This window comes from Microbacterium sp. S308A+ (genome assembly GCF_049800815.1).
Classification (GTDB): domain Bacteria; phylum Actinomycetota; class Actinomycetes; order Actinomycetales; family Microbacteriaceae; genus Microbacterium.
In genome coordinates, this window is sequence record NZ_JBNAFT010000003.1 from 135,048 (window position 1) to 148,320 (window position 13,273).

The 13,273-nt window shown below is 72.2% G+C and carries 11 protein-coding genes; 9 read left to right on the plus strand and 2 right to left on the minus strand.

Going from position 1 to position 13,273, the window contains the following annotated elements:
• The first annotated feature begins 136 nt into the window (after nucleotides 1-136).
• Genes ACP15J_RS10170 through ACP15J_RS10210 form a run of 9 tightly spaced genes read left to right on the plus strand, consistent with a single transcriptional unit; the run spans nucleotide 137 to nucleotide 11,321 of the window.
• A complete protein-coding gene (locus ACP15J_RS10170) occupies nucleotides 137-1,906 on the plus strand; it encodes a polysaccharide biosynthesis protein (protein ID WP_424936873.1) in 1,770 nt (589 codons plus the stop codon).
• On the plus strand, nucleotides 1,899-3,032 hold the full coding sequence (locus ACP15J_RS10175) for a DegT/DnrJ/EryC1/StrS family aminotransferase (RefSeq protein ID WP_424936874.1): 1,134 nt from the start codon (nucleotides 1,899-1,901) through the stop codon (nucleotides 3,030-3,032). The genes ACP15J_RS10170 and ACP15J_RS10175 overlap by 8 nt, the downstream gene beginning before the upstream one ends.
• A 26-nt stretch (nucleotides 3,033-3,058) precedes the next feature.
• Nucleotides 3,059-3,655 carry a sugar transferase gene (locus ACP15J_RS10180; protein ID WP_424936875.1) on the plus strand — a complete coding sequence of 199 codons (597 nt, stop codon included), beginning with the start codon at nucleotides 3,059-3,061 and terminating at the stop codon, nucleotides 3,653-3,655.
• Complete coding sequence (locus ACP15J_RS10185; RefSeq protein WP_424936876.1) at nucleotides 3,652-4,296, plus strand: NeuD/PglB/VioB family sugar acetyltransferase; 645 nt, start codon at nucleotides 3,652-3,654, stop codon at nucleotides 4,294-4,296. The genes ACP15J_RS10180 and ACP15J_RS10185 overlap by 4 nt, the downstream gene beginning before the upstream one ends.
• Nucleotides 4,293-5,225 (plus strand): NAD-dependent epimerase/dehydratase family protein, encoded by a 933-nt coding sequence (locus tag ACP15J_RS10190; protein WP_424936877.1) that lies wholly within the window; start codon nucleotides 4,293-4,295, stop codon nucleotides 5,223-5,225. Before ACP15J_RS10185 ends, ACP15J_RS10190 begins: the two co-directional genes overlap by 4 nt.
• Complete coding sequence (locus ACP15J_RS10195; RefSeq protein ID WP_424936878.1) at nucleotides 5,218-6,399, plus strand: glycosyltransferase family 4 protein; 1,182 nt, start codon at nucleotides 5,218-5,220, stop codon at nucleotides 6,397-6,399. Before ACP15J_RS10190 ends, ACP15J_RS10195 begins: the two co-directional genes overlap by 8 nt.
• Nucleotides 6,396-8,693 (plus strand): glycosyltransferase family 4 protein, encoded by a 2,298-nt coding sequence (locus tag ACP15J_RS10200; protein ID WP_424936879.1) that lies wholly within the window; start codon nucleotides 6,396-6,398, stop codon nucleotides 8,691-8,693. Before ACP15J_RS10195 ends, ACP15J_RS10200 begins: the two co-directional genes overlap by 4 nt.
• On the plus strand, nucleotides 8,665-10,056 hold the full coding sequence (gene wzy, locus ACP15J_RS10205; protein ID WP_424936880.1) for an O-antigen polysaccharide polymerase Wzy: 1,392 nt from the start codon (nucleotides 8,665-8,667) through the stop codon (nucleotides 10,054-10,056). The genes ACP15J_RS10200 and wzy overlap by 29 nt, the downstream gene beginning before the upstream one ends.
• The gene (locus ACP15J_RS10210) at nucleotides 10,053-11,321 is read left to right on the plus strand and encodes a lipopolysaccharide biosynthesis protein (RefSeq protein ID WP_424936881.1); all 1,269 of its coding nucleotides are present in this window, start codon (nucleotides 10,053-10,055) and stop codon (nucleotides 11,319-11,321) included. The genes wzy and ACP15J_RS10210 overlap by 4 nt, the downstream gene beginning before the upstream one ends.
• A gap of 11 nt (nucleotides 11,322-11,332) precedes the next feature.
• Here ACP15J_RS10210 and ACP15J_RS10215 read toward each other — a convergent pair whose 3' ends face one another.
• Together ACP15J_RS10215 and ACP15J_RS10220 are read right to left on the minus strand one after the other, a co-directional pair.
• Nucleotides 11,333-11,890, minus strand: coding sequence for an acyltransferase (locus ACP15J_RS10215; protein WP_424936882.1), 558 nt, complete (start codon nucleotides 11,888-11,890; stop codon nucleotides 11,333-11,335).
• 43 nt (nucleotides 11,891-11,933) lie between these two features.
• Nucleotides 11,934-13,190, minus strand: a complete 1,257-nt coding sequence (locus ACP15J_RS10220) for a nucleotide sugar dehydrogenase (RefSeq protein WP_424936883.1) — start codon at nucleotides 13,188-13,190, stop codon at nucleotides 11,934-11,936.
• Nucleotides 13,191-13,273 lie beyond the last annotated feature (83 nt).

Here is a 13,273-nt window from a genome sequence, read left to right on the forward strand (position 1 = left end):
ACCATCCCAGGAAACAGCAGTGCGGTTCCGGGAACAGGAACGCGCCGAAAGGTGGATTGTGCCGTCAGACGTCCTCGACACGGGGCACGAGCTCCGTTCCGGAGGACCCGCGCCGAAGCGTGGGCGACTTCTGGCGATGACCGATGGCGCCGCCTGGCTGGTCGGCACCGTGCTCGCCGTCACGCTCCGCCTGGAGTTCACCCTGTCCCCGCGGGGATGGATCGTCACGCTCGTCCTCGGGATCGGGGCAGGGATCCTGCAGATCGTCGTCGGGTACGGCCTCGCGCTCTATCGCGGACGCTTCCCGCTCGGCTCCTTCGAGGAGGTGCGGTCGCTGGCGCCGGTCGTCGCCGGGCTCGCCCTGGCGCTCTCGGGCATCGTGATCCCGCTGGGGAACGCGGTCCACGTCCCCCGGGGCACCGTCCTTCTCGCCGCGCCGCTCGTCCTCGTCCTCATGCTCGCGGTGCGCTACCTCGCCCGGCTCGTGCTCGACAAGGCGCGCAAGCCCGGCAGGGACGCGGAGCCTGCGATCATCATCGGCGCCGGGCACATGGGCGACCGCTTCCTCTACACGGTGCTGACCGACCCCGCGGCGCCCATCCGGCCCGTGGCCCTGCTCGACGACGACCCGGCGAAGCATCTGCTCCACCTGCGCGGGGTCCCGGTGCGAGGACGCGTCTCCGATCTCGACGAGGTGGCGCGGCACACCGGCGCGACGGTCCTCGTCATCGCGATCGGGGGCGCGGACAGCGCGCTGCTGCGCGATCTCACCGATCGCGGCGAGCGCGCAGGGCTGCGCGTGGTCGTGACCCCCTCGCTCACCGATCTCATGCTGGGAGGGACGAGCCGGGTCGACGCGCGGGACATCCGGATCGAGGACCTCATCGGCCGCCATCCCGTGGACACCAACGTGGAGCTCATCGCCGGCTACATCACCGGCAAGCGGGTCCTTGTGACGGGGGCGGGCGGATCGATCGGCTCCGAGCTGTGCCGGCAGCTGTCGCGGTTCGGACCGAGCGAGCTCATCATGCTGGACCGCGACGAGACCGGTCTCCAGAACGCGCAGCTGGGGACGGCAGGACACGGTCTGCTCGACAGCAACGAGGTCGTGCTCGCCGACATCCGCGACGGCAGGCTGCTGAACGAGATCTTCGACGCCCGTCGTCCCGAGGTGGTCTTCCACGCTGCGGCGCTGAAGCACCTCCCGATGCTGGAGCAGTACCCCGACGAGGCGTGGAAGACCAACGTGATCGGCACGCGCAACGTGCTCGATGCGGCGCTGCGCTCTGGGGTCACGAACTTCGTGAACGTGTCCACCGACAAGGCCGCGAACCCGACCAGCGTCCTCGGCCACTCCAAGCGCCTGGCCGAGAAGCTGACCGCCTGGGCGGGGGAGCGTTCGGGGCAGCGGTACCTCTCCGTGCGCTTCGGGAACGTGCTCGGCAGCCGAGGCTCGATGCTTCCGACCTTCCAGGCGCTCATCGCGGCCGGCGGGCCGATCACGGTGACCCACCCGGAGGCCACGAGGTACTTCATGACGATCGCCGAGGCCTGCCAGCTCGTGATCCAGGCGGGCGGCATCGGCCGGGCGGGGGAGGTCCTCATCCTCGACATGGACGAGCCGGTCTCGATCCTCGAGATCGCCAAGCGCATGATCTCGATGTCCGGGAAGCAGATCGACATCGTCTTCACGGGCCTGCGGCCAGGAGAGAAGCTGCACGAGGAGCTGGCCGGGGCGGACGAGAGCCTTGCGCGGCCGTTCCACCCGAAGATCTCCCATGCGCATGCCGAGGCGCTCGCCCCGGACCGGCTCGATCGCGAGGAATGGGTGGCGAGGATGTCGTCCACGCCACGCGAGGACAACTCGGCGGCGGTCGAGCGGATCGGGGTCGGCAACGGTGAGTGAGCGCATCTACCTGTCCTCGCCCGACGTCACCGCACGGGAGGAGCAGGCGGTCGTCGCAGCGATGCGTTCGGGGTGGATCGCGCCCCTCGGCCCGGACGTCGACGCCTTCGAGGCCGAGGTCGCCGCGCGCGTCGGCGTGAGTCACGGCGTCGCCCTCAGCTCGGGGACGGCGGCCCTCCATCTCGGCCTCCTCGCCCTCGGTGTCGGGCCGGGGGACGTCGTCGTCACGTCCACGATGACGTTCGCGGCCACGGCGAACGCGATCGTGTACACCGGCGCCGTGCCCTTCTTCGTCGACGTCAACCCGGCGACCGGGAACATGGACCCCGAGCTGCTCCGCGAGGCCTTCGCGGGGCTCAGGGCCGAGGGCGCGGCCGTCGCGGCCGTCGTCCCGGTGGACCTGCTCGGCAAGGCGGTCGACTACACCGCGATCCTCGCGATCGCGGAGGAGTTCGGCGTCCCGGTGCTCCCGGACGCGGCGGAATCGCTCGGCGCGACGCACGGGGACAGGGCGGCGGGCTCCTTCGGACGCGCGTCGGCGGTCTCCTTCAACGGCAACAAGATCATGACCACCTCGGGCGGAGGCATGCTCCTGACCGACGACGGCGATCTCGCGGCTCGTGTGCGGTACCTCGCCACGCAGGCTCGTCAGCCCGTGGCGCACTACGAGCACACCGACATCGGCTACAACTACCGGATGAGCAACCTGCTCGCCGCATTGGGGCGGGCGCAGCTCTCACGCCTGGACGAGATGATCGCCCGCCGCCGCGCGATGCGCGAGTCCTACAAGCGCCTGTTCGCCGACGTCCCCGGCGTCGAGGTGTTCGGGGCCGAGGGCGACGAGCACGACAACGTCTGGCTCACCTCCATCCTCGTCGATGCGGACGAGGCGGGGTGGGAGCCGTCCGCGCTCGCCGCCGCGCTCGCCGCCGACGACATCGAGAGCCGTCCGTTGTGGAAGCCCATGCACCGGCAGCCGGTGTTCGCGACGCATCGTGGCATCATCACGGGAGCCTCCGAGCGTCTGTTCGCCCGCGGTCTGACCCTGCCCAGCGGGTCGGCGCTGACCCTCCGGCAGCGCGAACGCGTCCTGGGCAGGATCCGTGACTTCCTCGGGGCGCGGTGAGCGTGGCGGCGCATCGGGGCTATGACGTGACCAAGCGCGCGCTCGACGTGGCGGGGGCGGCGGTGGCGCTCGTCCTGCTCTCGCCCGCGATGGCGTTGATCGCCGTGCTCGTCCTGGTGAACCTCGGCCGTCCTGTCGTGTTCGCCCAGACCCGCCCTGGGCTCCACGGACGCCTGTTCACGCTCCGAAAGTTCCGTTCCATGCGTGCGGTCGACCCGGGGCGCGGGATGGTCACGGACGCACAGCGGCTCACCCGTTTCGGACGGATCCTGCGCTCGACGAGCCTGGACGAGCTGCCGTCCCTGTGGAACGTCCTGCGCGGGGACATGAGCTTCGTCGGGCCCCGCCCGCTGCTCGTGGAGTACCTTCCGCGGTACACCCCCGCGCAGGCGCGACGGCACGAGGTGCGCCCCGGCATCACCGGTCTGGCGCAGGCGAACGGGCGCAACGGGATCTCCTGGGAGCGCAAGCTCCGTCTCGACGTCGAGTACGTCGACCGGCGCAGCCTCGCCCTCGATGCCGCGATCGTCCTGCGGACCGTCCGCGTCGTCGTCCACCGGCAGGGCATCGCGACGGCGGGCTCGGTCAGCGCGATGGAGTTCCGAGGGAGCGGCGAGGAATGAGCAGGGCGGACTTCGTGATCGTCGGCGCCGGCGGGTTCGGACGGGAGACGATCGACACCTACCTCGCCGCGCGCGCCGTGGGCACGACCTCGCTGAACCTCCTCGGCGTGATCGACGACTCCCCGAGCCCGATCGCGGAGGACCTGCTGACCCGGATGGGCGTCGCGCACCTCGGCACGGCAGAGGAGTTCTTCGAGCGGGTCAGAGAGGTGCAGGCCATCATCGCCATCGGAGACCCGGCGGCGAGAGCGGGCATCGCCCGACGCTGGCGGGGGCGGATGACGCCTGCCGAGCCCCTGGTCCACCCCACCGCGGTCGTCGGGACGTTGACGCGGCTGGGGCGCGGAAGCGTGGTCTGCGCCGGCGCGATCGTCTCCACCAACGTCCTGCTGGGCGTCTCGGTGCACCTCAACCCCGGGACGGTGATCGGTCACGACGCGGTGCTCGACGACTTCGTCTCGGTCAACCCCGGGGCCGTGGTCTCGGGCGCCGTGCGCGTACGACGGGAGAGTCTCGTCGGCGCCGGATCCTGCGTCCTGCAGGGCCTGACGGTCGGCGCGAACGCGACGGTGGGGGCGTCGGCCTGCGTCACGAAGGACGTGGAGCCGGGACGGACAGTGAAAGGAGTACCGGCACGATGAAGGTCCTCATCACCGGCGGCGCCGGGTTCATCGGCGCCAACCTCGCAGAGCGGATGCTCCGGCGGGGGCACGAGGTCAGGGTGCTCGACGATCTGTCGTCCGGGCGGCTCGAGAACCTGCGCGGGCTCGACGTGGACTTCCGCGAGGCGACGATCCTCGACGAGGACGCGGTCGGGAGCGCGGTGCGCGGCACGGATGCGATCGTTCACCTCGCCGCGATCGGCAGCGTCCCCCGTTCCGTGGCCTTCCCCCGTGCCACCCACGAGGTCAACGCGACGGGGACGCTCACCGTGCTCGAGTCCGCGCGGAACCACGGCGGTCTCCATGTCGTCGTGGCCTCGTCGAGCTCGGTCTACGGGAGCAACCCCGCTCTGCCCAAGTCGGAGCTGCAGTGGACCCGGCCGATGAGCCCGTACGCGGTCAGCAAGCTGGCGACCGAGGCCTACGCCATCGCCTACGGGTTCTCCTACGGACTGCCCGCCCTCGCCGCACGCTTCTTCAACGTCTACGGGCCACGGCAGGATCCCGACCACCCCTACGCGGCGGTCATCCCGAGGTTCATCTCCGCCGCCCTGGAGGGCAGGACGATCGAGATCCACGGTGACGGGCGGCAGACCCGCGACTTCACCTTCGTCGGCACGGTGTGCGAGGCCCTGATCCGCAGCGTCGAGGAGAGGATCGTCAGCGAGGCGCCGGTCAACTTCGCGCTGGGGACGAGGTCGAGCCTGCTGGGCATGCTCGACCTCCTCGAGTCGGTGCTCGGACGTGAGGTCGACTCCCGGCACGTGGACCCGCGCGTCGGCGACGTCCGCGACTCGCAGGCCGACGGGATCGCCTTTCGCGCGATGTTCCCCGGCGTGGAGGAGACCCCGCTGGAGGACGGGCTGCGTAAGACCGTCGCCTGGTTCCGGGAGAAGAGCGGTGCGTAGCCGCCGGGTGGGGATCGTCCTGAAGACCGGCGCGGGAGGGATGTGGATCCTGCCCCAGATCGCCGCGCTCCGCGCCCGGTCGGCCGAGGTCGTGGTCGTCGTCCCGGACGAGGGCGGTCGCCTGACCGACGCCCTCGCCGAGCGGGCGCGGGAGGATGAGGGCGTCGTCATCCATCGCACCCCCTACCGGTTCTCCCTCCGGCCGTCGCCGGGGAACCTCGCCGCCCTCGTCCGCTTCCGCGGGGAGCTGCGCGCCCTGCAGCTGGACGCCGTCCTGTACCACCTCTACGCCAGCACGCTCGCGACGCGGTTCGCGCTCGGAGGGAGGGGAGTCCGCCGGGTGCAGATGGTCGCGGGACCCCTGCACCTGGAGTCGCGGGCGATCCGTGCCGTCGAACGGCTTCTGCACCGGGCCGACCATGCGATCATCTGCGGATCCGGAGCGATCGAGCGCATCTATCGCGGGCTGGGCGCCGCCCCTCACCGGCTGAGGACGATCCCCTATGGCGTGGACACGGCCGCGTTCCGGCCCGAGGGCGTCCGCGCGCGCCGACGTGCCAGGAAGGCGCTCGGCGTCGCTGACGACGCGTTCCTGGCGGTCATGGTGGCGTTCGTATACGCCCCGAAGGGCATGGTGCACCGCGGGCGGGGCATCAAAGGGCACGAAGATCTCCTCGCGGCGTGGCGGGGCTTCGCCGAGGACCATCCCGAGGCGCGTCTGGTCATCGTCGGCGGCGGGTTCCGGCCCGAGGGGGAGCGATATCGCGAGGAGATCGTGGCGCGGGCCGGCGGCGACCTCGGCGCGATGAACGTCACCTGGCTCGACACCGTGCGCGAGGTCGGGGAGATCTACGCCGCGGCCGATCTGAGCGTCAGCCCGTCGCTCTCGGAGAACCACGGCGCGGCGCTGGAGGCCTCGTCGATGGCCGTTCCCTCGGTCGTCTCCGACGCCGGCGGTCTGCCCGAGACCGTGTCCGTGGGCGAGACCGGATGGATCGTCGAGGCGGGGAACCCGGCAGACCTCCGCCACGGACTGGAGCAGGCCCACGCCGCGTGGCGGGAGGGACGGCTGCGGGCGATGGGGGAGCACGCCAGGGCCAGGGCGGTCGAGCGGTTCGACAGCACCGCGTCGTCCGGACGGGTGGCCGACGTCGTCCTGGAGGGGCTGGGATGAGCGCTCCCGAGGGCCGCCGGGTCCTCGTCCTGCTGGAGGACCGGTTCGAGATCGACGCCGAGGGGCGCCTGCACACCGCCAACGCCGCGCTGGCGGGAGAGCGCTGGCGGGCCGACCTTCCCGCCGAGGCCGAGGCGGCGATCGTCGCGCGCGCTCGCGTGGTCGCCGAGCCCACGGGGATGCCGGTCACCGGCCGGTTCGTGGCCCTGCCGTATGGCGTCGGGCTGCGGCAGACCCTGGCAGCCACGTTCCGCACGTGGCGCGTCATCGGCCGCGAGATGCGCAGCGCCTCCCTCGCGGTGGTGAAGGTTCCAGGGCTCATCGGTCTGCTGGCGGGGATCAGCGCCCGCAGGCGCGGCGTCCCGCTCGCCGCGCAGGTCGTCGGCGACGCCGGGGGCGTGCTCCGCTCCGGCGTCGTGGGGCGCCTGGCGCGCCTCCTCACCCCCGTCGTCGTCGGCCTCACCCGCGGAACGGTGCGCCGCGCCTCCGCCGTCCGGTACGTGACGCGCTCGCAGCTGCAGTCGAGGTATCCGGCGGCGCCCGGCGCGACGACGCACGCGTTCTCCGACGTCGTCGTCGCGGAGCGCCCGGTGTGGCGGCTCCGCGAGGACGAGGCCCCCGCGATCGTCACCGTCGGCTCGGCCGACCAGCTCTACAAGGGCCACGACCTCCTCATCGCGTCGTTCCCGGCCGTGCTCTCCGCCTTCCCCGGGGCGACCCTGACCATCGTCGGATCGGGCCGGTACCTCGACCACCTGCGCGAGCTCGCGCACCGGGCCGGGGTCGCCGACGCGGTCCGCTTCCCCGGATACGTCTCGCGACGGGACGAGCTGGAGGCCGTCGTCGGCGCCGCGACGCTCTTCGTCCTCCCCTCGCTCACCGAGGGGATGCCCCGCGCCCTCATCGAGGCGATGGCCCTCGGGACGCCCGCGATCGCGAGCCGGGTCGGCGGCGTGCCGGAGCTGCTGCCCGCCGACGCGACCTTCGAGCCGGGGGATGTGCCGGCCATGACCGCACTCGTTCTCGAGACCCTGCGCTCGCCGGATCGGATGCGCGAGCTCTCCTGGAAGGGACGGGAGGCCACCAGGGCGTACGGTGCGGAGGCGCGCGCCGTGGCGCAGGGCGAGTGGGCCGCGCGCCTGCGGGAGCTCGCGCTCGGACCGGGCGGAGCGTCCTCGTCGGGGGAGGAGGGGTCCTCGCCAGGGGAGGGCTCCGGGGCGCGGCGTGTGCTGCACGTCCTCGGGAGTCTCGACCGCGGCGGTGCGGAGACGGTCGCCCTCGACCTGTGCCGGGCCGTCCCCGCCGAGGAGTTCGCGCAGACCTTCTACTGCCTGTCCGGACGGGAGGGCGTGCTCGCCGGCGAGTTCCGCGCGGCCGGGGCGGAGGTCCTGGTCGCCGCGCCCGGCGGGATGCTCGCGAGGCTGCGGGATCTGCGTCGCGTCGTGCGCGCGCAGCGTCCGCACGTCGTCGTCTCGCACGTCTCGCTCGCCAGCGCGGCGGTGCTGGGCGCGATCCGCGGACTGGGGGTGCGGGTGCGGGTGGCGCGCGGGCACAGCGCCGGCGACGGACGCGGCCCGATCCGCGCGGTCTATCGCACGACGTCGCGGGTCGCGCTGCCGATCGTCGCCACCGACGTGCTCGGTGTGAGCGAGGCCGCGCTCTCCTTCCTCGTGGGCAGGCAGGCCCTCCTCTATCGCATGTTCCGGACCGACAGGAGGGTCCTGGGGAACGGTGTGGACACCTCGCGCTTCCACCCCGCCGCGCGTGCCGGCGCCGGGCGCCGGGGTGGTCGCGCGCGCGTGCTGCACGTGGGACGGGCCTCTCCGGAGAAGAACAGGACTGTGCTCGTGCCCGTCTTCGAGGCCCTCGTCGCGCGACGGGACGCCGAGATGAGGGTGGTCGGCCCCGGCGGCGTGGACGATCTCGGCCCCCTTCCCGAGGACCCGCGCTTCACGGTCACCGGACCCTCGTCCGAGGTGCCGGCGATCCTGCGCGAGTCCGATGCCCTGCTCCTCCCCTCGCTGCGGGAGGGGCTGCCCGGTGTCGTGCTCGAGGCGCTCGCCAGCGGGGTCCCGGTGGTGGCCAGCGCTCTGCCGACGCTGGAGGAGCTGGCAGACTTGCCTGGCGTGATCCTGGTGGACCCTCGCGCCGACGCGGGGCACTGGGCCGAGGCCGTGGAGCGCGCGCTCGACGTCGACGGGCCCGCCAGGTCGCGGATCGCCGCGACGCTGCGCGAGTCCCGCTTCGTTCTCGAGAGGAGTGTCGATGAGTGGGTCGAGGTCTGGGGTCGCTGAGCTCCCGCGCCTCGACCAGCCGCGCAGTTCCCTGGGCGGCTTCCTGCGCGGCACGGCGGCGCTTCTCATCGCCGCGATCAGCGTCCTGGTCGCGGTGCTCGCCGGCGAGAGCTGGTCGGCGGGCTCGCTGGCCCTCCTGTTCGCGTTCTCGTTCGCAGGTCTGCTCCTGGCGGCCTGGACGACGAGAGCCGGCGCGGGCGGGAGCGCCTTCCTCTACTTCTTCGTCTTCGCGCTCTTCCACGGCGGTCTCGTGTTCGCCTACGCCGTGCACGGCGACGAGGCGTTGATCGGCGGCGGAGACAACTCCTGGATCACCGCCGCACAGCTCGGCCCCGCCGTCGTCCTGACCACGATCGGGGTGGCGGCGGCGACGGTCGGCGTCCTGCTGGGGCGGTGGCGGTCGTCGGCGGGAAGGCCGTCCCCTCTCGAAGGGGTGGACGGCGCGAGGCTCGCGCCGGTGGCGATCACCCTCACCTCGATCGGGGCGGTATCGGTGGCGTACGCCATCGTCACCAACGGAGGCCTGGGCGGAGAGGCCGGCTACATCGAGTTCCTCGAGCTCGTCAACGGCGAGGGCGCCTTCAGCTACGGGACGCTGCTGCTGGGCCTCGGCCTCTGCCTCATGGTCGCGGCGCGGGGGCGCGCTCGTGTCGCCGGCTGGGTGGCCATGGGCGTCCTCGGCGCCGTCGCGCTCCCGCTCGGGCTCCGTGGTCCTGTGCTGTTCCCCCTCCTGACGATGGTGATGGTCGAGGCCAAGCGCAAGCCGCTCCGGCTCTGGCTCTTCGGTGTCGTCGCGGTCGGGGTGCTGGCGATGATCAGCGTCATCCGGCAGACGCGCGCCCGCGGTCTGACGGGACTCCTCGAAGGCGGCTGGACGCGCATCGACCCGCTCGACGGCGCCGCGGAGATGGGGTATTCGCTCTACCCTGTGGTCCAGGTGGAGAGGTGGATGTCCTCGGGTGTGGAGCCGATGAACGGCGTGACCTTCGTCGCGCCCGTCGTCCGCTTCGTCGAACGGCTCTTCGGCCTGCCCTCGCCCCCCGGCGACCAGGACCTGCGTCTCTTCAACGTCGAGATCTTCACCCGGGTCGGCCCGATCGGCGGCTCCCCCATCGCGGAGGGATACCGGAACCTCGGACTGCTTGGCGTCATCCTCGTCATGCTGATCCTCGGATGGGTGATGTCACGCGTCGACCGGCTCCCTGCCACGGCCGCCGGCGCCGCCATCGCGGCGGCCGTGGTGCTCCCGCTGCTCACCGCCGTGCGGAACTCCTTCGCTCCGATCCTGCCCCAGCTCATGATCGGGGCGCTGGTCCTGATCGTGGCCTTCGCCCCGCGCAGACACCGAGGCCTCTCACCATGAGAGCAGTCCTCCGATCCGTCTCGATGATGGTGCTCGGCTCCGGCACCCAGCTGCTGGCGAACGCCCTCGCCGGCCTGCTCTCCACGGCGTGGCTGCCGGTGAGCGAGCGGGGCCTCATGATCCTCATCCTCTCGGCGGCGGCGATCGTGGCGCTCCTCTCCGGTGCGGGGATGGGGAACGTGCTCCGCGCCCGGCTGCCCCTTGTGGAGGACGAGGACGAGGGGGCAGAGCGCCTCGTCGTGGCCTTCACTCGCGCCGGCGCGCTGCTCGTCGCGCTGAGCGCTGTGCTCGCCGTGCTCGTGTCGTACGGTCTCGCCGGTGTCGACGCGAGGATGGCGACCCCCGGCGTGGCCGCTGCGATGGCGGTCGCGACGGCGGCCCAGGTGAGCGTCACGCTGCTCGTGGACGCGCGGTTCGCCCGCGCCCGGTTCGCTCAGGGTGCCCGGTGGGCCGCGGCCGCCGCCCTCACGGGTCTGGTGACCATGTCGGCCGCGGCGGGTGTCGCCATGGCCGCCGGTGCCGAGAGCTCCGCCGTGCTGCTGACGACCTGCCAGTTCGGCGGCGTGGCGGCGGTCGCCGTCCTCTCGGCGGTCGCGGCGTTCCGGAACGGCACGCTGCGCACGAGACGCACGGAGCACGGGGAGCACGCGGAGCACGGCGACATCGCGCGGCTGCTGGGGGCGGGGATCGCGACGATGGCCTTGCCGCTCGCCCTCGTGCTGATCACCCGCGGCGATCGCCTCGTGCTCGGGGCACACGGGTCCCTCGCCGCGGTCGCCGTCTACGGGCTCGCGGCGACCTATTGCGAGATGCTGCGGATCGTCCCCACCGCCGTCGGCCAGCTCGCCGTCCCCCGGATCGCGGCCGGCGGCGGCCTGCGTGCCGTCGCACGGCTGGCCGGGCTCTCGCTCCTGCTGACCGTCTCGGCGGCCACGGTCCTGTACGTCGCGGTGGCGTTCCTCACCGTGCCGCTGTTCGGTCCGGCCTACGCCGATGCCGTCGCGCTCACGCTGCTGCTCATCCCCGGCGAGATCATGTACGCGCTCGTCGTCCTGGCCAACCTGACCCTGATCGGAGGCCAGTGGTCCAGGGCGGCGACGATCGCAGGGGTCGTGTCGCTGCCGGTGGCGTTCGTCCTCTTCACCGGGGCCGCTTCCGCCGGGGGCGGCGCGGGGCTGGCCGTCGCCCGGGGCGTCGTCTTCCTGCTCATGGCCGCGGGCCTTTCCGTCATCGTCTCCTGGTGCCTGCGCCGCCGGCGCGCCTGACCGGACGATCCTCAGAGGGGACGGGCGGGGACCCCGGCGACCGTGGCGTCATCCGGCACCGACCGCGTCACGACAGCACCCGCGCCGATGGTCGACCGGTCTCCGATCCTGACGCCTGCCAGAACGGTCGTCCCCGCGCCGATCCACACGTCCGCGCCCACGGCGATCGGGGCGGATGTGAAAAGGCCCGCCGACAGAGGGACGGAGTGGTCGTGGTTGGCGTCGCGGATCACGGCGTTCTCGGCGATCTTCGTTCCGGGGCCGACGGCGACCCGCTCCCGGGCCACGATGGTCGAGTTCGGGCCGACGTAGTCGGCGGCGAGGATCAGCTCTGCCTCCGGGCCCGCGGTGAGCACGACGTTGCGGGTCACCGCGCATCCGGTCACGCGCAGGGTCCCGTCGGGGGCGACCCTGATGTCGCAGCCGGGGCCGATGAACGTGGCCCTGTCCGCCGAGAATCCCGGGTACATGAGGCGGAGTCGCAGCTTCCGCGACCGTGAGCACGTGACCTCGCCGAATCGCCAGACCCAGCGCAGCAGGCGGGAGACCGCCCTCCTCATGCCGCTCATCCGGTCTCCTGTCCTCGTTGTCGTGTTCGCAGCCGTGCGGTGCTCACAGGCGGTGGACGCGGCCCTTCAGGAGCCCGCGGGTGTCGAAGACGGGGCCGTCCGCCTCCTCGAGGACCGTGCGATCCATCCGGTCGTGAAGGGTGACGACGATCGTGAGGTCGGCGCGCCCGACGCTCGCGGCGTCGAGTGCGACGCGCTCCGCCTCCGCGGGCCAGTCGCGCTCGGTCACATGGTCGTCGGTCGCCAGCACCCGGGCGCCACGGGCGGACAGGGCACGGACGACGTCCAGACCCGGCGACTCACGGACGTCTCCGACGTCGCTCTTGTACGCCAGCCCGACGACGAGCACGGTGGCCCCCCGGAGGGGGACGGGGGCGAGGATCCGCTCCGCCCTGACGACGGTGTACTCGGGCATGTGCTCGTTGACGCTGTTCGCCAGCTCGACGAAGCGGAAGGACTCGTTGGTGACCTCCTTCACCCGCCAGGCGAGGTAGGAGGGATCGACCGGCAGGCAGTGTCCTCCCACCCCGGGGCCGGGGGTGAACCGCATGTATCCGAACGGCTTGGTGGACGCGGCGTCGATCGCCTCCCAGATGTCGACGTCGAGCTCGTGCGCGAACATCGCGAGCTCGTTCACGAGGGCGATGTTGACGTGGCGGAACGTGTTCTCCAGGAGCTTGGTGAGCTCGGCCTCCCGTGTGCCGGAGACCGGCACCGTCCGCTCGACCATCGTGTCGTAGAAGCCGCGTACGCGTTCGAGCGAGATCGGATCGATGCCGGACACGACCTTGGGCGTCTGAGCGAACCCCCAGACCTTGTTGCCCGGGTCGATGCGCTCGGGACTATAGCCGACGGAGAAGTCCGTTCCGGCGCGGAGTCCCGAGCCGGTCTCGAGGAGCGGCACGAGAAGCTCCTCGGTGGTGCCGGGGTAGGTGGTCGACTCGAGGATTACCGTGGAGCCGCGACGGAGGGACGGCGCAAGACTGCGGCCGGCGCTCACGATGTAGCTGAGGTCGGGAATCCCGTCGAGCAGCGGGGTGGGCACGGTGATCACGGCGTAGTCGAAGCCGTCGACGTTGGCGTAGTCCGCTGTCGGGTGGTAGCGCCCGACGGCGAGCGCGTCGCGCACCGTCTCGTCGTCGACGTCCTCGACGTACGACTCGCCCCGCGTGAGGGCCTGCACGCGGGACGGGTCCAGGTCGACGCCGGTCACGTGGTGGCCGGCGCCCACGGCGCTCATGGCGAGGGGCAGGCCCACATAGCCCTGCCCGACGACGATCACGCGCGGGGCGCCTTCCATGGGTCTCCTTCGGGGGAGGAGGGTCGTCCGGGCACGCCTTTCACCGGGACGACGAGGGGTCATCGGGAAACGAGTCCCCCGGG

Excerpts from the sequence above, each read along its gene's own strand:
- wzy (WP_424936880.1), top strand. The coding sequence starts at position 8,665 with ATGAGTGGGTCGAGGTCTGGGGTCGCTGAGCTCCCGCGCCTCGACCAG.
- ACP15J_RS10220 (WP_424936883.1), bottom strand. The coding sequence starts at position 13,190 with ATGGAAGGCGCCCCGCGCGTGATCGTCGTCGGGCAGGGCTATGTGGGC.
- ACP15J_RS10200 (WP_424936879.1), top strand. The coding sequence starts at position 6,396 with ATGAGCGCTCCCGAGGGCCGCCGGGTCCTCGTCCTGCTGGAGGACCGG.
- ACP15J_RS10190 (WP_424936877.1), top strand. The coding sequence starts at position 4,293 with ATGAAGGTCCTCATCACCGGCGGCGCCGGGTTCATCGGCGCCAACCTC.
- ACP15J_RS10210 (WP_424936881.1), top strand. The coding sequence starts at position 10,053 with ATGAGAGCAGTCCTCCGATCCGTCTCGATGATGGTGCTCGGCTCCGGC.
- ACP15J_RS10215 (WP_424936882.1), bottom strand. The coding sequence starts at position 11,890 with ATGAGCGGCATGAGGAGGGCGGTCTCCCGCCTGCTGCGCTGGGTCTGG.
- ACP15J_RS10170 (WP_424936873.1), top strand. The coding sequence starts at position 137 with ATGACCGATGGCGCCGCCTGGCTGGTCGGCACCGTGCTCGCCGTCACG.
- ACP15J_RS10185 (WP_424936876.1), top strand. The coding sequence starts at position 3,652 with ATGAGCAGGGCGGACTTCGTGATCGTCGGCGCCGGCGGGTTCGGACGG.